The organism is Thiohalorhabdus sp. Cl-TMA, assembly GCF_041821045.1.
Classification (GTDB): Bacteria; Pseudomonadota; Gammaproteobacteria; order Thiohalorhabdales; family Thiohalorhabdaceae; genus Thiohalorhabdus; species Thiohalorhabdus methylotropha.
This window is the reverse complement of record NZ_JBGUAW010000005.1, coordinates 207,096-226,760: the sequence shown is the minus strand read 5'-3', so window position 1 is coordinate 226,760 and position 19,665 is coordinate 207,096. Positions and strand designations below refer to the sequence as shown.

The 19,665-nt window shown below is 71.3% G+C and carries 13 protein-coding genes; 3 read left to right on the top strand and 10 right to left on the bottom strand.

Going from position 1 to position 19,665, the window contains the following annotated elements; genetic code table 11:
• Positions 1 to 84 precede the first annotated feature (84 nt).
• The 3 genes from ACERLL_RS08820 to ACERLL_RS08810 all read right to left on the bottom strand — a co-directional run bounded on the left by ACERLL_RS08820 (position 85) and on the right by ACERLL_RS08810 (position 1,840).
• Positions 85 to 792 carry a phosphoadenylyl-sulfate reductase gene (locus ACERLL_RS08820; RefSeq protein WP_373655793.1) on the bottom strand — a complete coding sequence of 236 codons (708 nt, stop codon included), beginning with the start codon at positions 790 to 792 and terminating at the stop codon, positions 85 to 87.
• A 146-nt stretch (positions 793 to 938) separates the two neighbouring features.
• Positions 939 to 1,076 carry a hypothetical protein gene (locus ACERLL_RS08815; protein WP_373655710.1) on the bottom strand — a complete coding sequence of 46 codons (138 nt, stop codon included), beginning with the start codon at positions 1,074 to 1,076 and terminating at the stop codon, positions 939 to 941.
• Between the two features lie 125 nt (positions 1,077 to 1,201).
• Entirely contained in the window at positions 1,202 to 1,840 is a 639-nt protein-coding gene (locus tag ACERLL_RS08810; protein ID WP_373655709.1) for a peroxiredoxin, read from the bottom strand.
• A 134-nt stretch (positions 1,841 to 1,974) separates the two neighbouring features.
• On the opposite strand from ACERLL_RS08810, the gene cysB reads away from it, so the two are divergent.
• A complete protein-coding gene (cysB, locus tag ACERLL_RS08805) occupies positions 1,975 to 2,955 on the top strand; it encodes an HTH-type transcriptional regulator CysB (RefSeq protein ID WP_373655708.1) in 981 nt (326 codons plus the stop codon).
• Positions 2,956 to 3,020: 65 nt separating this feature from the next.
• On the opposite strand, the gene ACERLL_RS08800 is transcribed toward cysB, so the two are convergent.
• A complete protein-coding gene (locus tag ACERLL_RS08800) occupies positions 3,021 to 4,022 on the bottom strand; it encodes a YncE family protein (protein ID WP_373655707.1) in 1,002 nt (333 codons plus the stop codon).
• 122 nt (positions 4,023 to 4,144) lie between these two features.
• On the opposite strand from ACERLL_RS08800, the gene ACERLL_RS08795 reads away from it, so the two are divergent.
• Positions 4,145 to 5,260, top strand: a complete 1,116-nt coding sequence (locus ACERLL_RS08795) for a tRNA-queuosine alpha-mannosyltransferase domain-containing protein (RefSeq protein ID WP_373655706.1) — start codon at positions 4,145 to 4,147, stop codon at positions 5,258 to 5,260.
• Positions 5,261 to 5,388: 128 nt separating this feature from the next.
• Here ACERLL_RS08795 and ACERLL_RS08790 read toward each other — a convergent pair whose 3' ends face one another.
• Positions 5,389 to 5,694 carry a hypothetical protein gene (locus ACERLL_RS08790; RefSeq protein WP_373655705.1) on the bottom strand — a complete coding sequence of 102 codons (306 nt, stop codon included), beginning with the start codon at positions 5,692 to 5,694 and terminating at the stop codon, positions 5,389 to 5,391.
• Positions 5,695 to 6,682: 988 nt separating this feature from the next.
• Here ACERLL_RS08790 and ettA point away from each other — a divergent pair.
• A complete protein-coding gene (gene ettA, locus ACERLL_RS08785; RefSeq protein WP_373655704.1) occupies positions 6,683 to 8,347 on the top strand; it encodes an energy-dependent translational throttle protein EttA in 1,665 nt (554 codons plus the stop codon).
• Between the two features lie 60 nt (positions 8,348 to 8,407).
• On the opposite strand, the gene ACERLL_RS08780 is transcribed toward ettA, so the two are convergent.
• The 5 genes from ACERLL_RS08780 to ACERLL_RS08760 all read right to left on the bottom strand — a co-directional run bounded on the left by ACERLL_RS08780 (position 8,408) and on the right by ACERLL_RS08760 (position 19,615).
• Positions 8,408 to 11,851: a hypothetical protein gene (locus tag ACERLL_RS08780; RefSeq protein ID WP_373655703.1), complete on the bottom strand. Its 3,444-nt coding sequence runs from the start codon at positions 11,849 to 11,851 to the stop codon at positions 8,408 to 8,410.
• Between the two features lie 128 nt (positions 11,852 to 11,979).
• Positions 11,980 to 12,276 (bottom strand): hypothetical protein, encoded by a 297-nt coding sequence (locus ACERLL_RS08775; protein WP_373655702.1) that lies wholly within the window; start codon positions 12,274 to 12,276, stop codon positions 11,980 to 11,982.
• 2 nt (positions 12,277 to 12,278) lie between these two features.
• Entirely contained in the window at positions 12,279 to 16,079 is a 3,801-nt protein-coding gene (locus ACERLL_RS08770) for a hypothetical protein (RefSeq protein WP_373655701.1), read from the bottom strand.
• Between the two features lie 12 nt (positions 16,080 to 16,091).
• Complete coding sequence (locus ACERLL_RS08765; protein ID WP_373655700.1) at positions 16,092 to 16,583, bottom strand: hypothetical protein; 492 nt, start codon at positions 16,581 to 16,583, stop codon at positions 16,092 to 16,094.
• A 122-nt stretch (positions 16,584 to 16,705) separates the two neighbouring features.
• Complete coding sequence (locus ACERLL_RS08760; RefSeq protein ID WP_373655699.1) at positions 16,706 to 19,615, bottom strand: outer membrane protein assembly factor BamB family protein; 2,910 nt, start codon at positions 19,613 to 19,615, stop codon at positions 16,706 to 16,708.
• Between the last annotated feature and the right edge of the window lie 50 nt (positions 19,616 to 19,665).

Sequence of the window (19,665 nt, the reverse complement as noted above, 5' to 3'; positions counted from 1 at the left end):
GAAACGTCTCTTGCGGTTCTTTTCGGGTAGCCGGGCCGAGGGGCGGGGCCGTTCCGGACGCTGGCCGGGCCCCCTGCCGCCCGCTCAGGATTCGCGGTTGAGGTGGAGGCCGCATTCCTTGGCCTCGGGGTCCTCCCACCACCAGCGGCCGGCCCGCTCGTCCTCGCCCGCAGCGATGGGCCGGGTGCAGGGGGCGCAGCCGACGCTGGCGTAGCCCTGCTCGTGGAGCGCGTTGTAAGGGACGCCGTGGGCGCGGATGTAGCCCCAGACCTCCGCCTGGCTCCAGTCGTAGAGGGGATTGAATTTGTAGAGCCCGTTGGCCTCGTCCCAGGTCTCCGGTTCCAGGTCCTTGCGGGTCACCGACTGGAGCCGCCGCATGCCCGTGATCCAGGCGCTGTTCCCGGCGAGGGCCCGCTGCAGGGGCTTCACCTTGCGGACGTGGCAGCACTGCTTGCGCAGGTCCAGGCTCTCGTAGAAGGCGTTGGGTCCGTACCCCTGCACGAGCGCCTCCACATCGGCGGCCTCGGGGGCGTAGATCCGGTAATCCAGGTCCGGGTAGCGGGTCTTGACCTGCTGCATCAGCTCGTAGGTCTCGGCGTTCAGGCGGCCCGTGTCCAGACTGAACACGGCGATACCCGGGGCCTCGCGGCTGATCAGGTCAGTGAGGACCATGTCCTCCGCGCCCAGACTGCTGGCCAGCACCGCCGGCGAATGGGCGGCCCCGATGCGCCGCAGCTCCTCCGCCACGCGCCGGGCCTTCGCTTCCGGAAGCGTCTCGGTGACTGCACCCATAGCCAATTGTTTCCTTCCTTGTAGATTCCTGCGTCGCGCGTCCCGGGATCTCCCGGGCTCCTCGCCCGGAAAGCGGGGTGAGCCTGCCCTACTCCCCCAGAGGGGGAGCCGGAGCATTTCCGCTGATCGGGGGTCCTTTCCGGGGCCTAGCCGGCGCACCCGGCGGGCAGCATGGGGTAGTAGTCCCCCTTGCCCGCGCGGCGCTCCTCCGGGAATGGAACCGGTGCCGAGGCCCGCCGGGCGGGCGACTGCGGCCGGTGCTGGACGGCGTTTTCCGGTTTCACGAACGTTTCCGGAATGGGCAGTTCCATCGCGACAACCCCAATAAAGGTTTATGCATGGATGAATTTTTTTTATCATCCCGGATGCACGAGGGCCTCATGCGGGCAGGTGCCCCGGGTGCCGGCCGTTAGCGGGACGGGTCCGGCGTGATCCGCAGGTACGGGCGAACAGCCTCGTAGCCCTTGGGGAAGCGGCGCTTGAGCTCTTCCTCGTCGGTCAGGGTCGGCACGATCACCACGTCGTCCCCGGATTTCCAGTCCACCGGCGTGGCCACCTTGTAGTTATCGGTGAGCTGGAGGGAATCGATGACCCGCAGGATCTCGTCGAAATTGCGCCCCGTGCTCGCCGGATAGGTCAGGGTCATGCGGACCCGCTTGTCGGGATCGATCACGAACACCGAGCGCACCGTCAGGGTGGTGTCGGCATTCGGGTGGATCATGTCGTAGAGCTCGGAGACTTTCCGGTCGTGATCGGCGATGATGGGAAAGTTCACCTCGGTGCTCTGGGTCTCGTTGATGTCCTCGATCCACCCCTTATGCGATTCCGAGGAATCCACGCTGAGACCGACGGCCTTGACGTTGCGCTTCTCGAATTCCTTGGCCAGCTTGGCCGTGCGCCCGAGCTCCGTGGTGCAGACGGGGGTGTAATCGGCCGGATGGGAGAACAGGACCACCCAGCTGTCGCCCGCCCATTCGTAGAGATTCAGGGAGCCGATGCTGGAATCCTGTGTGAAGTCCGGTGCCTGGTCGCCTAGCCTCAGTGCCATTGCCTGTCTCCTTGGGATGTTTTGAGCCGTCCGCCGTTGGCGTCGAATCTGGTAATAGAGACTAGGGACCGACGCCGTTCATGAGAAATTCTTTGTTCTCATAACAACCAAACTTTTGGTTCTATGCCGATCTCATGACCCTTCGCCAGCTGCAATTCTTCCGGGAGGTGGTACGCACCGGGTTCAACGTGACCGCCGCGGCGGAGCGCCTGTTCACCTCCCAGCCGGGCATCAGCAAGCAGCTCCGATTGCTGGAGGAGGAGCTGGGCCTGCCCCTGTTCGCGCGCTCCGGCCGGCAGCTCTCCCACCTGACTCCCGCCGGGGAGGCGGTGCTGGCCTACGCCGAGCGCGCCCTGCGCGAGATCACCAACATCAAGCAGGTGGCCACCGAGTACCGCGAGCCCGGACAGGGCACCCTGACCCTGGCCACCACGCACACCCAGGCCCGTTACGCGCTCCCGGAAACCATCCGGCGCTTCCGCGAGCTGCACCCGGAGGTGCGCTTCCGCCTCCATCAGGGCACCCCGCAGCAGATCGCCGGCATGCTCGTCCGGCGCGAGACGGATCTGGCCATCGCCACCGAATCCCTGCACCTGTTCGAGGGACTGGTGCTGCTGCCCTGCTATCTGTGGAACCGCTGCCTGGTGGTGCCCCCCGGACACCCGCTCACCGAGGAGCGTCCGGTAACCCTGGAACGGCTGGCCGCCTTCCCGCTTGTAACCTATGTCTTCGGCCTTACCGGGCAGTCGCGGGTGAGCGCGGCCTTCGAGGAACAGGGCTTGGAGCCCGAGGTGGTGCTGGCGGCCACCGACGCGGAGGTGATCAAGACCTACGTGCGGGCGGGCATGGGGGTGGGAATCGTGGCGCGTATGGCGCTGGAGTCGCCGCAGGACGACGATCTGGTGGCGCTGGATGCCGGCCACCTCTTCGATCCCAGCATCACCAGCATCGCCTTCCGCAGCGAGGAGCCGCTGCGCGGCTTCACCCGGGAGTTCATCCGCATCTTCGCCCCGCACCTGACCGCGGAGGTCCTCGACCGGGCGGAGCGGGCGGAGGATCCGGAAACGCTTCAGGGCCTGTTCAACGAGCTGGTGGCCGTCACCGAGCTGCCCTGACCCCCGGATTCACGCAAAAAAGGCCTCCCGCGCGGGAGGCCCGGAAAGGTGGGACGGCGTCCGGATCACCGACCCCGGACGGACAGCCAGAAGGGCCCGCCCTCGTCCTCGATCCGGCGCATAATGGCGTGGTTCTCGACCTCAAGGCCCACCACCTCGTTGGTGCCCTGCACGGTCACATAGGCCCGCTCGCCGTCGGCGCTGAACCGGACCCCGTGCGGGCCCTGCCCCACCTCCACCTGGCCCACGCGGGCGAACCGGCCCAGGTCGATGACATTGACCACGGAGCCGCCGATGCCGGTGACGTATACCCAGCGGCCGTCGGGATTCATGTCGATGCCGTGGTGCCCCTGCGAAAGCCGGATGTGGACGATGTCCTGGCCGCTCTCCAGGTCCACCACCGCCATGTCCCGGCTCCGGTTGCGAGTGACCAGCAGGTACGTGCCGTCGGGGCTGACCACCAGATTGTGCGGCACACCCTCGCCCGCGAGGCCGATCTGCCCCAGCCGGGTATGGTTGGTATAGCGGATTCGGCTCACCGTGTTGGAGCCGCCGTTGCTGATGTAGGCGATCTTGCGCTTGTCGTCGAAGGCCACGTTGTGCGGGGCGCTGCCCACCGAGACCTCCTTGACGTGCGCCCAGCTACCCACCTCGAAGATGTCCACGGTCCCCGCGCCCTCGTTGACGGCGTAGACGAACTGTCCGTCGGGGGTCACCCCCACGCCCTTGGGCGTGTCTCCGAGCTCCAGCTTGTCCACCACCTCGCGGCTCCCGGTGTCCACCACGTACAGGGTCTCCTCGGCGGTGGCGGTCACCAGCACGTACCTGCCGTCGGGGGTCACCGCGTTATAGGTGGGCGTCCGGCCCACGTCCACCTCATCGACCACTTCGCCCCCCTGGGGGTCCACCACCGCCAGCTTTCCGGCGGACTGATCCACCACGTACACCGGCTCGCCGCCGTCAACGGACCATCCCTGGCCCATGGTGGCACAGCCGGCCAGAAGCGCGGCGGCCGACAGCGCCGCCCCGATTCCGCCCGGGATACGGCGGAAAACCCTTATGGACATGGAAAGCACTCCTCGGATTGACACCGGGGCGGGAACGGTTCCGCCCCTTTTGAATTCGCGTTCCCCTCCAGGGAAAATTCGTCGCTGGGGCGTACCGCGGTCAACCCCGGGAGACAATTTTCTTGCACATCCTGCTTCTGGAACCCTTCTTCGGAGGCTCCCACGCCGCCTGGGCACTGGGCCTGCAAAGGCACAGCCGGCACAGCGTGGAGATCCTTTCCCTGCCCGGCCGCAACTGGAAATGGCGCATGCACGGCGGCGCCATCACCCTGGCCGAGCGATTCCGGGCGGCGCAACGGCGCCCGGATCTGATCCTGGCCACGGACCTCCTGGATCTCACCACCTTTCTCGCCCTTACCCGCGAGCAGACCGCGAGCATTCCGGTGGCCGCCTATTTCCACGAGAACCAGTTCGCCTATCCCCGCTCCCCGGAGGACACGGACACGGCCCAGGGCCGGGACAGCCACTACGGCTTCATCAATTACGCCACCGCCCTGGCCGCCGACCGGGTGCTTTTCAACTCCGCCTTCAACCGGGACAGCCTCCTGGAAGGGGCCCGGACCATGCTCACGGGGATCCGCGATCACGCGGACCCGGACGGGATCGAGGCAGTGGCGGCCAAGAGCGCGGTGCTCCCCCTGGGCCTGGACCTGGAGGCCCTGGACCCCCACCGTCCCACGGCGGCGGCCGGGCAGGAGCCGCCGCTTCTCCTCTGGAACCACCGCTGGGCGCACGACAAGAACCCGGACGCCTTCTTCCGGATCCTCTTCGACCTGGCCGGGGAGGGATTGCATTTTCGGGTGGCGGTACTCGGCAGCGCGCCCAAACGGGGCTACCCGATATTCGAGGAAGCCCGACGGCGGCTGCACGGGCGCATCGCCCATTTCGGCTACGTCGAGGACCGCGCCACCTATGCCGCCTGGCTCTGGGCGGCGGATATCCTGCCGGTAACCTCCCACCACGACTTCTTCGGCATCAGCGTCATGGAAGCGATGTACTGCGGCGCCTTCCCACTGCTGCCACGGCGCCAGGCCTATCCCGAGCTCCTCCCGGCGGCCTGGCGGGAGCACTGCCTGTACGAAAGCGAGGACGAGCTCCGCCGCCGCCTGCGCCGGCTGATCCGGGAGGGACCGCCCGGCGGTTCCGAGCGGCTCGCCACGGCGGCCTCGGAATTCGACTGGCGACGCATGGGCCCCGAATACGACCGGATACTGGCGGATATTCCGGACCGGTGCTGAGTGGCGGGGACCCGCAGAGCGGAGCTCGCCGCAAAAAAGACCGGGCGGGGAATACCCGCCCGGTCCGCGTCCCACCCTTTTCGGAAATTCGGAACCTACCGCCGGCGCGCCGGGTCCGCGGCGCTTCCCTAACGGGGCCACTCCTCTCCGAGACGGTCGAACTCCGCGTCCAGGACGGTGACGATCTTGCGGCGCTTGCCGTTATCGGGCGCCTCGGGGTCCTTGGACAGCTTTTCGAGAATGGAAAGGGCCAACCGGCACTGCCGGCGGTGGGAGCGCCAATGCGCGCGATGGATAACGTCCTCCTGGCCCCAGGACTCACCGCATTCGGCGTCCACCTCCAGGGATTCCAGGATCCGTTCCTGGGCGCTCAGATTGTCGATTGCCGAGCTCAGCACCGTGTGCCATTCAAGTTGGCTGGCGTGCATCTGCATTCCTCCTCCTGGAGAAACCACTCCTTAGTTGATGGAAAATTACGGTTTGGAAGCTTTATGCAGACAATTGCAAATGTTGTACCAAAATATAAATAAAGGATTTGCTAGTCATTTTTATGAAGAAGCGCCGCGGCGTTGATCTGCCGGTACAGCACGGTGTTGCTATCTCCCAACGTTGCGCGGGCCCGCTGGGCACGCCGTATCCTACAAACGGCGCAATTTCAGCCAGATTGCGTGTCGCCGAAAACCGACAGTTCTATACGAATAATTTCCACAAATTGCTTATTCCACCCATTAAGCGGCGCAGGCGCGCTTTTCCGCAGGAGAAACCCTCCGGAACCGTCCTGATTACTGCCCTTTTTCCCCTAAGGCGCGAAGCCCAACCTAAGGAAAAACCTGCACCTCGTTTGGGATAACGATCACCCACCCCTTTGCTGCCCGGCTCATGGCGCAGGTGTTCCAAAAACCACACAATAGAGCACAGGCGCCCCGGCTCGCGCCTGCCCTCGGTCGTACGCACGCGGGCCTCGGCCTCCGGATGCGGAACGGGGCGAGCCTCTCGTCGGCCCGGAGAGGCGGGCCACGGCCGAGCTCCCGCAAGCACCGGTTCCAGGTTGAAGACGCGCCCTCGGTTCGGAAAATACGGGTGATGCACGATGCCCGGAGGCGGGTATACGATGGCCATCGACCCATGAGGGCGCGATGGCTCCCGGGCGGCTACGGGGTGCGGATACCGGGGCAATCGGACCTCCCGGCGGGCCTTGCCCAAGGGAGGGGCGACCGCGCCCATTGCTGGTGCACGGCTCCCGGGGCGACCCAAAGCGAAAGGGCGTGTTATCCTTCGGGGATTCCGTGGGGCGGTCCCCGCGCCGGGCCCGGCGCGGGGACCGCAAGCCCCTTGGGCGCATCCCGGCCACCGGGAAATGCGCTGGCTCAGCCCGTAAATCCGCGGTCCACCCCGCCGACCAACCGCACCGAGAAGGTTGTCATGGCGCAATACGTATTCACCATGAGCGGCCTGACCAAGGTCGTGCCGCCCAAAAAGACCATCCTCGAGGACATCAACCTCAGCTTCTTCCACGGCGCCAAGATCGGCGTGCTGGGCTACAACGGCGCCGGCAAGTCCAGCCTGCTGCGCATCATGGCGGGCGTGGACACCGAGTTCGACGGCGAGGCCCGACCCGAGCCCGGCCTGAATATCGGCTACCTGCCGCAGGAGCCCCAGCTCGACGAGCACAAGGACGTGAAGGGCAACGTGGAGGAGGGGGTGGCGGAAACCAAGGCCCTGCTCAACCGCTACAACGAGGTCACCGCGGCCTTCGCCGACCCCGACGCCGACTTCAACGCCCTCATCGAGGAGCAGGGCGAGCTGCAGCAAAAGATCGACGCGGCCGGCGCCTGGGAGCTGGACCGCAAGCTGGAGATCGCCGCCGACGCCCTCAATCTTCCCCCCTGGGACGCCGACGTCTCCAGCCTCTCCGGCGGCGAGCGGCGCCGGGTGGCGCTGTGCCGGACCCTGCTGTCCAATCCGGACATGCTGATCCTCGACGAGCCCACCAACCACCTCGACGCCGAATCGGTGGAGTGGCTGGAGCGCTACCTGGGCGAGTTCCCGGGCACCGTGGTGGCCGTTACCCACGACCGCTACTTCCTCGACAACGTGGCCGGCTGGATCCTGGAGCTGGACCGGGGCCACGGCTATCCGTTCCAGGGCAACTACTCCGCGTGGCTGGAGTACAAGGAGAAGCGCCTGGAGCAGGAGGAGAAGGAGGAGAGCGCCCGCCAGAAGGCCATGAAGGAGGAGCTGGAGTGGGCGCAGTCCAATCCCAAGGGCCGGCAGTCCAAGAACAAGGCCCGGCTCAAGCGCCTCGATGAGCTCTCCAGCCCGGAGTACCAGCAGCGCGCCCAGACCAACGAGATCTACATCCCGCCGGGGCCGCGCCTGGGCGACAAGGTCATCGAGGCGGAAAACCTCACCAAGACCTTCCGCGACCGCGAGCTCTACCAGGGCCTGTCCTTCGTGGTGCCGAGCGGCGCCATCGTCGGCGTCATCGGCCCCAACGGCGCCGGCAAGACCACCCTGCTGCGCATGATCACCGGCGAGGAGCAGCCCGACGGCGGCTCCATCGAGCTGGGCGAGACGGTGGAGCTGGCCTACGTGGACCAGTCCCGGGACGCCCTGGACGGCGAGAAAACGGTCTGGGAGGAGATCTCCGGCGGCGCCGACCACATCCAGGTGGGCAACTGGGAGGTGAACTCGCGCGCCTACGTGAGCCGCTTCAACTTCAGCGGCTCCGAGCAGCAGAAGAAGGTGCGCGACCTCTCCGGCGGCGAGCGCAACCGCGTCCACCTCGCCAAGCTCCTCAAGCGCGGCGGCAACATGCTGCTGCTCGACGAGCCCACCAACGACCTGGACGTGGAGACCCTGCGCGCCCTGGAGCAGGCCCTGCTCGACTTCCCCGGGAGCGCCGTGGTGGTCTCCCACGACCGCTGGTTCCTCGACCGCGTGGCCACGCACACCATGGCCTTCGAGGAGGACGGCCAGGTGATCTTCACCGAGGGCAGCTACAGCGAGTACGAGACCATGCGGGCCCAGCAGCGCGGCGCAGACGGCGACCAGCCCAAGGGCAAGCACAAGCGTCTTGAGATCTGATTCCGATCCGGGTCTCCGCCCGCCCAAGCGCCTCCCACCCGGATCGGGTGGGAGGCTTTTTTACAGGGAAGTGAGCCGGTCCGCCAGCGCCTCCAGCTCGCCGTACAGCCCGGGCCGGGCCGCCTTGAGGCTCCGGGCAGCCTCCGATTCCAGGATACGGCGTGGCGGGGGCGCCGCCGGTGCCCTTCCGTAGGCTTTCCAGAGCATACGCAGCTTGAGCTGCCGGGTCCGCGTGATCGCGGTGGCCCCCGGCAGGTCCGCGTAGGCCGCCAGGGTCGCGTCCATGCGCTCCCCGAGCCACTCCGGATCGGCCCCGTCGAAAACCTCCGGATGCCGCACCCCGAGGCTCAGGTAGTTGACCAGGCCGTGGTACACCGGCACGCCGCCGGGACTGCCCGTTGTCGCGGCCCATTCCCGGGCCGCCGCCAGCCCCCGGAGGATGGCCTCCCGTGCGGCGCCGATCCGCCCGAGGCGCTCCTCCGCGGCGGCCACTTGCTGGTAGTCCTTGCTCAGGAAGCGCAGCCGGTCCGTCTCCGAATAGCCAATCCGCCTGGCTTCGCCGGTGAAGCGCTCCCACAGGGCGATCCGCTCGCGCCGGTATCCGGCCGCCTCAGCCGGTCCCGGAGCGGCCTCGGCCAGCAGGCCGAGCGCCAGCAACCGGCGCCGGGGAGGGGGTGCCCCACCCGCCCCCGCCGCACGGAGATGCTTCCGGGCCGCCTCCGGGCGCTCCGCCTTGAGCAGCGCATAGCCATAGGCCAGCCGGATGCGTGCCCCATGGGCGCCCTCCGGCGCCCCGCCCCCCTCCAGCAGCGCGGCGTAGTGCGCCGTGGCCGCCTCGTATGCCCCGGCCTGGAGGGCATAGAAGGCGGCCTTCTCCCGGAAGGGCGCCGCGGCCAGGCCCTCCCGCCGTTCGGCGACGTCGAGGCCCAGCTCGGCCTGCCGCCGGGCGCGGTCCGGTCGGTCCACGTAGAACAGGGCGCGGGCGAGCTTCCAGCGCAGGGCCGCCTCTCCCGCTCCGGAAGCGAACGGCAGGCCGGCGCGGCGGCCGTAGAAGTCCGCGGCCATGGCGTAGTTGCCCACGCCGACATGCAGCAGGCCGAGGTTCTGTAGCACCGCCGCCCGGATGCGGGCATTCTCGTGGGCCAGGTCCAGGGCGAGCATGTAGTGGCGGTGGGCCTGCTGGAAGCGGCCCTTGTCGTAGCTCCGCCCTTTCCGGCCGCGCGCCAGCTTGCGGTGGTGGGCGTAGCCCAGCAGCAGTTCCCCCATGGCCGGCGATATGCCCGTGGGCGGTAGCTCCTCCAGCAGCGCGATGGCGCGATCCAGCTCCTCGTCGGTGGGGCGGCCGGAATCGGGCAGCAGCAGGCGCAGGGCCCGGACATAGGGGCCGCTCTCGCCCAGCAGCTCCCGCTCGCGCAGCATGCCGTAGCTGCGCTCCACCTCGTCGCTCCGGTCCAGCCGGCCGAGCCCCAGGGTGATGTAGCGGTAATGGGCCTCCAGGTCGTTGGTCTGGCGCAGGACGCTGTAGAAGGACAGGAAGGCCCGGTCCCCCTCCCCCTGCGCCAGCAGGCCGTAGGCCTTGTCGGTGACGGCGACGGCGTACTGCTCGGCCACGTAGGGGAAGCCCATCTCCGAAACATGGGTGCTCAGCAGCCAGTGGCGGGACAGCAGCTCCATGTACTCGTAATCGTCGGCGGCGCCCAGCACCCGGATGGCGCGCACGTGCTGGACGCGCCGCAGGACCGGATCCTCCCGGGCCTCCGAGAGCAGCTCGCGGATCTCGCGATAGGCCGCTTGCCGCGCCTCCTCGCCCTCGGCCGCCGCCAGCTCCAGGGCGGCCCGCTCGGCGCGGAAGAGAGCGGCCACGCCCGCACCGGGCGGCTCGGTGAGCCGGGATCCCAGGATTTCCAGGCGCTCGCCGCCGCTGCCGTGCAGCCGCGCCAGGAGCCGCAGGTACCGGAAGGCGTAGTAGAGCCGGGCCTCCCGGGAGAGGTCGGCGGCGCCGTACATGGCCGGGTAATGGTCCAGCAGCCGCCCCGGATCGCGCTCCTCCAACAGGCGCCGGTAGAGGGCGAAGGCCAGATAGCGCCCCAGCGGCAGCAGATCGCCCTCGGCTAGGCGCAGGCCGTCCAGGCGCTCCAGGGCCCGCCGCCGCTCCCCCTCGGCAACATCCAGATACGCCGCCAGCAGGGCGCCCTGATCGGCGGTGACCGGAGTGCGCTGCAGCTCCCGGCGCACCGCCCGCACCCGGCGCAGGAAGGCGGTGGTGCGCACCCCGCGGGGCTGGCGTTTCTCCAGGCTCCGGACCTCCAGCAGGGGGCCGAGCATCCGGTAGAAGGCGGCCAGGCGGTCCCGTCCCCGCTCCGCGTAGGCGCGCCGCAGCTCCGCCACGTAGTATCCCGCCGCGCGCAGCTCGCCGATCTCCAGGTGATGGCTGAGCAGGCGCTCCACCATGCGCGGATCGGCCCCGCCGTGCCGGTAGCGCAGGGTGTTCAGGAGCAGCAGCCGGTCCGGATGGGTGCGCGCAGCCCGGTAGGCGGACCGGAGCTTTTCCTCGTCCCAGTCCGCGGGCACCGCGCCGCCGGCGGGCAGCCGGTAGATGTCGAGCGACCCCTCGAAGGCGCAGGTGAGATAGAGGTGTCCGGGACCCAGCGCCGGGAAGCGGCAGTTGCGGGCCACGGAGGTAAGCTGCTCGGGCAGGAAGGGCGCCTCGGCGGTCAGCAGGCGCTGGAAGCGGACGCGGAGCACCACCCCGTGGTCGGCGCCGTCGATCACCTGATCGAGGCTGGTGTCGTTGAGGTAGTGCGTGAAATAGAGATACCGGCCCTCCCGGGAAAAGGCCAGCGAGCCCGTGATGCCGGGCAGGTCGAAGCGCGGCGGCCGGTGGGTCCTGCCGGTCCGGCGGTCGTGGATCTCCAGCCGGGGCCGGTCGCCGGGCCGCTCCGCCGCCCGGTTGTAGACCACGTACCGCCCGGAGGGGTCGGCGGCGGGGGCGGACAGCGCGCCCTCGGCCAGGGTCCGGCGCTCGCCGCCGCCGAGGTCCTGCACCACCAGCGCCCAGCCGTCGCCCGAGGCGGGCCGCTGGAGCCACCCCACGCGCCCGGCGCCCGCCCAGAACGGCGCACGCTCCGTGCGTCCCGGCTCGGTGAGGCATTCCAGCCCCGCCTTTTCCCCCCTGTACAGGCAGATATCCCCCCGGGCATCGAACCGGTAGCTGACGAGGGCCAGCGGCGTGCCCTCGGGACCCACGGCGGGCGCCCGGGCGTCCCCCCGCCCCGGCAGCACGGCGCGGGCGCGCTGGGTACGGAGGTCCTGACGGAAGACCCCGGGGACCTGACTGCGCACCCGGGAGAAATAGAGCCCCCCGCCCCCGGCCTCCACCGCCGCCCCCGCGTTGTCGGCAGGCCCCACGGTGATCTTGCGCGGCTCCCTGAGCCGATTGGACTCCCAGTCCACGGCGGGAGCCGCGGCGGGCACCAGCAGGAGCAGGGCCAGGCCGGCGCGCAACAGGGCACGCGGCCTGCGAGGCCCTGTGGGAGCGACGTCCGCGTCGCGGCCCCCGGAGCCACGCTCCACGGGTCGCGGCCGGGAGGCCGCTCCTACACGGTTTCCGTTCGGCCAATCAGCCCGGGCCACTACGACCCGCCCCCCTCTTCCCCTTCGCCGTTCACGAAGGCGCCGTTGAGGACGCTGAAGGCCCGCTCCCGGCGGCTGCCGTGCAGGGGGTCCTCGGCCAGGGGCACCGGCCCCATGCGCAGCACCCGCTCGTCGAACCGCTTCTCCAGCTCCGGCCAGCTCCCGGAGGCGTCCTGCTCCAGCACCGTGTGGCGGTCGGCGATGTGCACCTCCGGGGCCAGATTGACGCAGCCGCCCAGGACGGGAAGGAGGATCAGCGGCGCTAGCGGCAACGGGTTCCGGCGGGACGTGGGCATGCTCATTCCTCCAGGGGGAAACGGTCGGCCATCCGCAGGGTGTCGGCGGCATAGCGCTGCAGGAGCGGGGTCAGGGGCACGCCGCGCACCCGGATGGGCTCCTTGAGGGCGGAAAGGGCCACCTCCAGGTCCAGGAGGCTATTGCGCATGCGCAGGCTCACCCGCTGCGGGTGGGCCACGCGCAGAGCGCTGCGGATACGGTCGAGCTGGGGATCCTCCTGCGCCGGGTCCAGCAGGGCCAGCACCTGCAGGAGCTGGGCCCGGGTGATGCGGGTTATGTCCACCCGGCCCTCCAGCAGGAGCCGAGCCACATCCAGGCTCACCGCCGCCCGGGCGCTGACGGGGGCGTACGCCCGCTGCGCGGCGCCCGCTTCGTCGGCGAGCAGTGGCCGCAGGTCCACCTGGCTGACCCGGCCCAGGAAGCCCACCCGCATGGCCCCGGGCGTGGCGTCCAGGTAGAGCTCGCCGCCCAGGTGACCGCCCAGCAGCCCCAGCTCGAACCGCCGCAGGCGCAGCAGGTTCTGCTCCATGTCCAGGCTGGCGCGCAGGGGACCCGCGGCGACGCCCCCGGCCTCCAGCTTGCGCGCGTCGAGCCTGAAGCTCTGGTCCAGATAGGGCCGGACCCGGCTGAAGGCCACCCGTTGGAAGGGATCGGCCTCCGCCAGATAGGCGAAGCGCAGGCCGCCGGAATCGGTGCGCTCCAGCTCCTCGTGGAAGGGGATCTCGCCGGAGAGCCCGGCCAGCCGGAACCGGTCCGAGCGCAGCCCCAGATCGCGAAAGACCAGGCGTCCCTCCAGGGCGAAGCGGCGCCGGTCCATCCAGGTGACCTGCCAGGGGGCCTGGAGGGTGCCGCTGCCGGAGAGCGCCGGGGCCTGCCACATTTCCTCCCGGGGACGCAGGGTGAGCCGGCCGCTCAGGGCTCCCTCGCCGCCGTCCGTGGCGAAGCGCCCCGCCGCCTCCAGCGCCGCCAGGCCGCCACCCAGGGCCAGCGCCAGTTTCTCCAGCTCGGCATCCCCGCCATCCCGGGCCCCTTCCACGGTCAGGCGCAACGGCACCGCAAGGGGCGCCAGGTCCCGCTGCGTCCCGGATTCTCCACCCGGGAGCGCCAGGCGCGCCGCCTCCAGCCCCGCCTCCAGCCGTCCCGAATCGGGCGCCCGTCCGGGGCGCATGCGCGCATGGTGGTCCAGGGCCAGGCCCTCGGCCGCCAGGCGGCCCGGAACGACCGCGGAAGGCAGCCGCAGCCCGCCGCGCAGGTGGGCATGCTCCGGCGACCACTCCAGGTGCTCCCGCAGCACCAGGGGCTGGTGCAGGCGCAGCAGCGAACCGGCCTGCCCCTGGGCAAGCGCCAGGGACAGATCCGCCTCGACCGCCACGCCGTCCAGGGCGCCCGGGCGCAGCGCCAGGATGCTGTCATGGGGGTGCGCCACCCGGGTCCGCAGGCTCACGCCGGTATCCAGGCGGCCCGCCCGTTCTAGGGGCTTCAGGGCGGACCAGTGCGCCGCCCAATCCGGGTCGGCGGCCAGACCCAGCCCGGTCCGCAGCCGGAAGTCGCCGGGCGCGTTGTCCAGGGAAAGCCCGTAGGAGAACAGGCGCTCGCCCTCTAGCCAGGCCAGGCCGTAGGCCCGGGCCTCGGTGAGGGGCCAGTCCGCACCCTGGTGGGTGTACAGCTTGAGGTGCACGGGCTCCTCCAGGGGCGGCACGCGCAGGGCGGGCGCGGTGAGGGCCAGCTCGGCGGTGTAGTCTCCCGCCCGGGCCAGGCGGTAATCCAGCCGCAACGGCTCCCCCCAGGCCGGAAGGGCCTCGGCGGGCTCGCCGAGCTGGGCCACGCTCAGCAGCCCCGTGCCCTCGGCGGGCCAGGCATCCACGGCCCCGAAATCGGCGTCCAGCACGGACTCGGCGCCGTGCTCCAGGCGCTGCTCGCCCTCCCACTCCAGGCGCAGGCCCCCGAGCCGCCGCAGCGGCACGGCGGCGGCATGGTATCCGGCGAGCCCGGCGCCGAGCCGGGCCGCCAGGCGGTGGTCCAGGCGAAGCGTCCCGGCCTCGTCGCGGGCGGAGGCCGAGAGGGAGGCCAGCCGCTCGCCGTCCAGGTGGAGCGCCAGTCCGGCGCTCGGCCGCTCGAGGGCCGCATCGCTCTCCGCCCGGGCGCGGAGCCCGGCCCGGAAAGACCGCTTCACCAGGGGCGTGCGGATCCCGGGGAGGTCCAGGTCCGCTTGCAGGCTGCCCGCCCCTTCGGCGAAGGAGCCGTTGACGGTGAGCCCCGGCCCCGCCATGCGCAGGACCCGCTTTCCCTCGGCGCCCTGCTTCCGGACCTCCAGGGAATCGAGCCCCAGGTCGCCCCGCAGCTCCGCCCGCAGGGCGGCGAGCAGATCCCCGGGCCGGTCCACGGAGCCGGTGAGGCGGAAGGCGTGGCTCGGCGCGTCCAGACGCAGCGCGGCGGGCGCCGCCTCGCCGCCGGGGAGCGAGGCGGTGAGGCGGTCCGCGCCGCCCTGCAGGCCCACCTCGAAGGTGAACGGCGGCGGCATGCGGCCCTCGGGGTTATCGCCGTCCCGGAGCTTCCAGCCCGAGCGCAGCCGGAAGCCCTCCAGGGCGGCGCGGGGGCCGCCGCCGGCGTCCAGGGACGCCCCGGGCAGGGACAGCTCCTGGCGGCCGGTGAGCCGGAAATCGGCCAACAGGTGGTCCGGGTCCGGGGCGTGGTTCTCGCCGTCCACCTGCAGGCGGTACCGCTCCAGACGCAGCCTGCGCCCGCCGGCGGCGGCGTCCAGACCGTCGAGCCCGGCGCGGAGCGTCAGGTTGGTGCGCAGCGGGAAGATCGCGGCCGGCCCCGCGCCGTCCGTGGGGGCCGTCCCGCTGGTGGCGGCGGACAGTCGGGCCCGGAGGTCCAGCACCGCCAGCTCCGCCCGGACCGGGCCGTCCGGCGAGCGGCCCGTCACCCGCGCGCCGGCGAGCTGGAAGCGCTGGCGCAGGGGATCCACGCGCAGCGCCCAGCCGGAGTCCGCGCGCTCAAGGGTCCAGTCCAGGGCCAGGCTCAGCGCGGGCCGGGCCTCCGCCGCCAGGGACGCCCCCTCGCCGGCACCATCCAGGAAGAGGGTACCCGGAGCGGCGTCCTCCCCGGCGCCCAGATCCAGCCGGGTGCTCGCCCGGAGGCCATCCGCCGCCCAGCGAGCGCTGCCGCGCAGCGCCACGGGCGTCCGGTAGCGGAGGATGCGGCCGGATCGGACCACGCGCAGGTCCACGCGGCTGTCGGTGACGGCCAGCTCCTCGGCGCGCAGCGCCAGCGGCGGGGCGGCCAGGGCCTTGGCCAGGCCCCGCCAGGCGGGCTCGGCCGGGGTATCGGCATCCCCGCCGGGCACGGGAGCCGCCCCCTCCGGCTCCGAGGGCTCGGCCCCGGACGAAGCGGGAAGGCGCAGGTCGGCGTCCAGGTCCAGCCCCGCCACCCGCAGGCGCTCCACGAACAGGCGGCCGCCCAGGAGGTCGCCGGGGCGGAACGCCAGGGAGACGGCGTCCACCGCGGCCACCGCCTCGCCCCGCTGCGGATCGGTCCAGCGGACTTCCAGGCCCCGGAGCTCGGCGCCGGACAGCAGGTCGATGCGGACCCGCTCGGCGCGCAGCGCCACGCCGGCGGTGGATTCTAGGACGTCGCTGGCCACGGGCAGGAGCCGGTCCATGACGGCGGGCGAGCGCAGCGCGAAGTAGACCGCCACCAGAACGGCGGCCCCGAACGCCCCGAGCCCCGCCAGGGCGTACAGCCCGTAGCGGAGCCAAGGGCGCCCGGCGCGCCGGAGATTCCCGCCGTCCCCGCTCACCGCCGGGCCGTCCTAGTTGTCCTTGGCGCCGTTGGCGATCCAGGTTTTCAGGGCACTGATTAGGTCGGCGTCCTTTTCGGCGTCGAAAGACTCACTAACATCATTATGGTAACTGTAGGAAGTGTCACACTTCCCATGGTCTGCACTTATCTGATCAGAATACGACAGTACCAAAGCCGCCATAATCAAGGAATTTCCCGGCTTCTCAGGGTCAATAAAAGGGACCCCACTACAATCTGATCCTATATTCCAATCACCGTAATCCGAGTGGTCTTGTTCCTTCAGACCGGCCAGGAAGGACGCCTGCGTGGACATATCGGGGCCGTCGTAATCTGGATCCCGGTCCGGGTCATGACACTCGCTGCAATACTTCAGCCGCTCCGCCCAGAGGCTGTCCAGCTTCGGCTTCACGGTGTCGTCGTCGCCGCCCTTGCCGCAGCCGCTCAGCAGCGCCGCCAGCAGGCCCGCCGCCGTCAAAATCCGCCATCCGCCCTTCCCCGCCATGCCGTTCCCCTTTGTGGCCTTTCCGTTCCTGGTGATCCTTCCCGCCCCCGGCCGGGAAAGGATCGCGGCTCGCCGCGCTCCGGTCAACTTCCCTTGCCCGCCGTTTCCGGAGCACCCCCGCCTCAGGGCAGCTCCGCCACCACCCGCTCCGGCGGGCCGAACAGGCGCGGCTCCTGGACCCGGCCGTAGCGCCGGCGGGCCTGGTAGGTGACCCGCTCGCCGAGGAAGTCGTGCAGCTCGCCGGCGGTGACGCGGCGGTCGCCGTCGGCGTCGGCCGCGCCACTCACCCCCTTCAGCCAGTACCGGGTGAACAGCCCCAGCCGCGCTTCCGTGTCCCAGGAGGCGATCTGCTCCGGCGCGGCGGCGGCCAGGACGGTGCCGCCCGCCAGCCCGGGCCGCACCCCCTTCACCGTCAGGGTGGCGGGCGAGGCGTTGCGCACCACCGCGCCCCCGGGCGAGCGGCCCGAGAAGCAGGCGTCCAGGGCCACGGTCACGCGCTTGGCGGGCAATTGGGAGAGGTTGCGGTAGAGGGTCGTCAGGGCATAGCCGGTGATGGCCACCTGGTCCGGGGAGGCGTCCACGGGCAGCAGGTGGCTGCGCCCCTCGCGCGCCCCGGGCACGCCGTGGCCGGAATAGTAGACGAACACCTCCGACCGGCCCGGCTTCACCAGATCCGCCAGCCGCCCCCCCGGATGGCTGGCGGAGCCCAGCCAGGCCTCCAGACGCGCCTTGGAGGCGTCCTCGAGCACCACCACGTTGCCCGCCCGGAAGCCGAGGGTGCGGCGGGCGAAGCGGGCCATGGCGCGGGCGTCGTTGTGGGCGTAGCGAACATCCGGGATGTCGCTGTCCGCGCCGCCGTAGTGGCGATTGCCGATGATCACGGCCACGCCGTGGGGACGGGGGCGCGCCGCCTCGGGCAGCCCTTCCAGGAGCTCGCGGGTCCGGGCGTTGGGCGCGGCGTCCGCGCCGCGGCGCCCCTGCAGCTCCGCCAGGCGCTCCTTGAGCCGGGCCAGGCGCCGCTCCTTGAGCCGCTCGGCGGCGATGCGCTCGCGGGCCTGGACGATGCGCTCCTGCAGGGCGCGGATCTCCGGGTCCCGGGTCACCGTCAGGTCCAGGTCCTCGCCGGCCCCCCGGACCCTGAGGCCGGTGAGGTCCACGCGCTCCGGCGCCGGCCCGGCCACCCGGACGCGCACGTCCACGGGCGCGGGCGCCCCGGTGGGCAGCAGGGCGTAGCGGGTGCCGTCCACGGCCACCGCCGCGTCGGCCCACTCCAGGCCGCCGTCGTCGCCGACCTCGAAGGTGACCTCGGGATCGACCCGTTGCAGGCGGGGCTTGAGGCGCCGGGCCGCCTCCGGGGACACCGCCCGCTTCAGGGCCACGGTGCGCTGGAGCCCGCCGCCCCGGTTGGCGACGATCTCGCCGTAGAAGGTCCGGCTGTCGGCGTCGTAGCGGATATCGCGCAGCTCGGGATCGCCGAGCACCTCCAGGAAGGTGCGGCGCAGGATCTGCTCCCGCTTCCAGGCGGGCAGGCGCCGGCGGTCGCGGCGGAAGCCCCGGATGGCCGTCTCCAGCTCCGACACCCGCCGGTTGTGGTCCTCCACGCTCTGGCGATACGCCTTCCGGGCCCGGTCGAGCCGCTCCCGGAAGCGCCGGCTGGATTCGAACTCGTCCTTGGCGAGCCGCGGCGGCAGCGGACGCGCCAGCGCCAGGCGCCACTGGCGCTCCCGCAGGTCCGGCGGCAGCCGGCGATAGGTGGCGAGGGCATGCCGGAACCGGCGTTCGGCGAGCTGGCGCACCGTGGCCAGGCTCGTGCCGTCGGTATGGGGCGCCGGATGGCCGTGCCCGGCCCGCCACCGGAACCGCCCCCGGGCCTCCGGCGGGTCCGCCGGGAAACGGGCCACCCATTCCGGCCAGCCCCGCCAGGCGTACAGGCGGCGGCTGTCCGAGCCCACATACACGCGGTCGCCGGGGCCGATCACCGGCGAGGAGCGGACCGGCTCTCCGGTGCCCCGGGCCCAGCGCCGCGTGCCGTCGGGCGTGAGGGCGTAGAGGAAGCCGTCGTCCGAGCCAGCGTACACCGTACCGTCCGGGCCCACGGCGGGCGTGGTGGCCACCGGACCGTCGGTGGCGTAGGTCCATTTCTCCTCGCCGGCCGGGGTCAGGGCGTGGATGCGGCCGTCCCCGGAGCCCGCGTACACCGTGCCGTCCGGGGCCACCGCCGGGGCGGCCGTCACGGCGCCGCCCATCTCTTGCGTCCATCTTCGCTCGCCCGCCGCCGTCAGGGCGTGGAGACGCCCCTCCTTCGAGCCCACGTAGACAGCGCCCTCCGGCCCTACGGCGGGGGACGCCGACAGGGGCCCGGGGACCGCCCGCGACCACTTGCGGTCACCGTCCGGGTTCAGCGCGTGGACCCCGCCGTCGCGGGTGGCCAGGTATACGGTGCCGCCGGGAGCCACCGCCGGCGGTGCGGCCACGCCGCCCGCCGCCTCCCGGACCCACTTGCGCTCTCCCCGGGGCGTGACGGCGTGGAGGTGGTCGACGGGATAGGTGTAGCCGTCGTCCTTCTTCGTGGCGTCGTCCGCCGAGGCCACGTAGAGGGTGCCGTCGGGACCGGGCACCGGCGCGCCGCGCACCGTCCCCCGGGTGGCGTAGACCCAGCGGCGCTCGCCGTCGGGGCTCAGGGCGTGGACACGCCCGCCGGCGGCGGCGTAGATCCGGCCGTCGGGCGCCACCGCCACGGCGGCCTCCCCGTCCGCCGCGCCCAGCTCGTAGGCCCATTCCTTGGCTCCGGACGGGGAGACGGCGTAGACATGGCCGTCCCGGGAAGCCAGGTACACCTTGCCGCCCGGCCCGAGCGCCGGCGCGCCGCGCACCGCCCCGCCGGTGCGGAAGATGAACAGGGGCGCCCCGGACTGGTCGGGCGCCCCGGCGGCGCCGTCCGGAGCGGGCCAGACACGCTTTCCCGGCGAGGCGCATCCGCCCAGGACGAGCAGTCCCAGGAGGACGGCCGAAAGCAGGATGGAACGGTTCATGGCGGTTCGGGTCTCCCAGGGGATGCGGCATCCGGGGCGGACATTGCGCC

Bases quoted from the DNA above. Each gene is read 5' to 3' on its own strand.
- ACERLL_RS08820 (WP_373655793.1), bottom strand. From the start codon at position 792: ATGGGTGCAGTCACCGAGACGCTTCCGGAAGCGAAGGCCCGGCGCGTG.
- ACERLL_RS08810 (WP_373655709.1), bottom strand. From the start codon at position 1,840: ATGGCACTGAGGCTAGGCGACCAGGCACCGGACTTCACACAGGATTCC.
- cysB (WP_373655708.1), top strand. From the start codon at position 1,975: ATGACCCTTCGCCAGCTGCAATTCTTCCGGGAGGTGGTACGCACCGGG.
- ACERLL_RS08800 (WP_373655707.1), bottom strand. From the start codon at position 4,022: ATGTCCATAAGGGTTTTCCGCCGTATCCCGGGCGGAATCGGGGCGGCG.
- ACERLL_RS08790 (WP_373655705.1), bottom strand. From the start codon at position 5,694: ATGCAGATGCACGCCAGCCAACTTGAATGGCACACGGTGCTGAGCTCG.
- ettA (WP_373655704.1), top strand. From the start codon at position 6,683: ATGGCGCAATACGTATTCACCATGAGCGGCCTGACCAAGGTCGTGCCG.
- ACERLL_RS08775 (WP_373655702.1), bottom strand. From the start codon at position 12,276: ATGCCCACGTCCCGCCGGAACCCGTTGCCGCTAGCGCCGCTGATCCTC.
- ACERLL_RS08765 (WP_373655700.1), bottom strand. From the start codon at position 16,583: ATGGCGGGGAAGGGCGGATGGCGGATTTTGACGGCGGCGGGCCTGCTG.
- ACERLL_RS08760 (WP_373655699.1), bottom strand. From the start codon at position 19,615: ATGAACCGTTCCATCCTGCTTTCGGCCGTCCTCCTGGGACTGCTCGTC.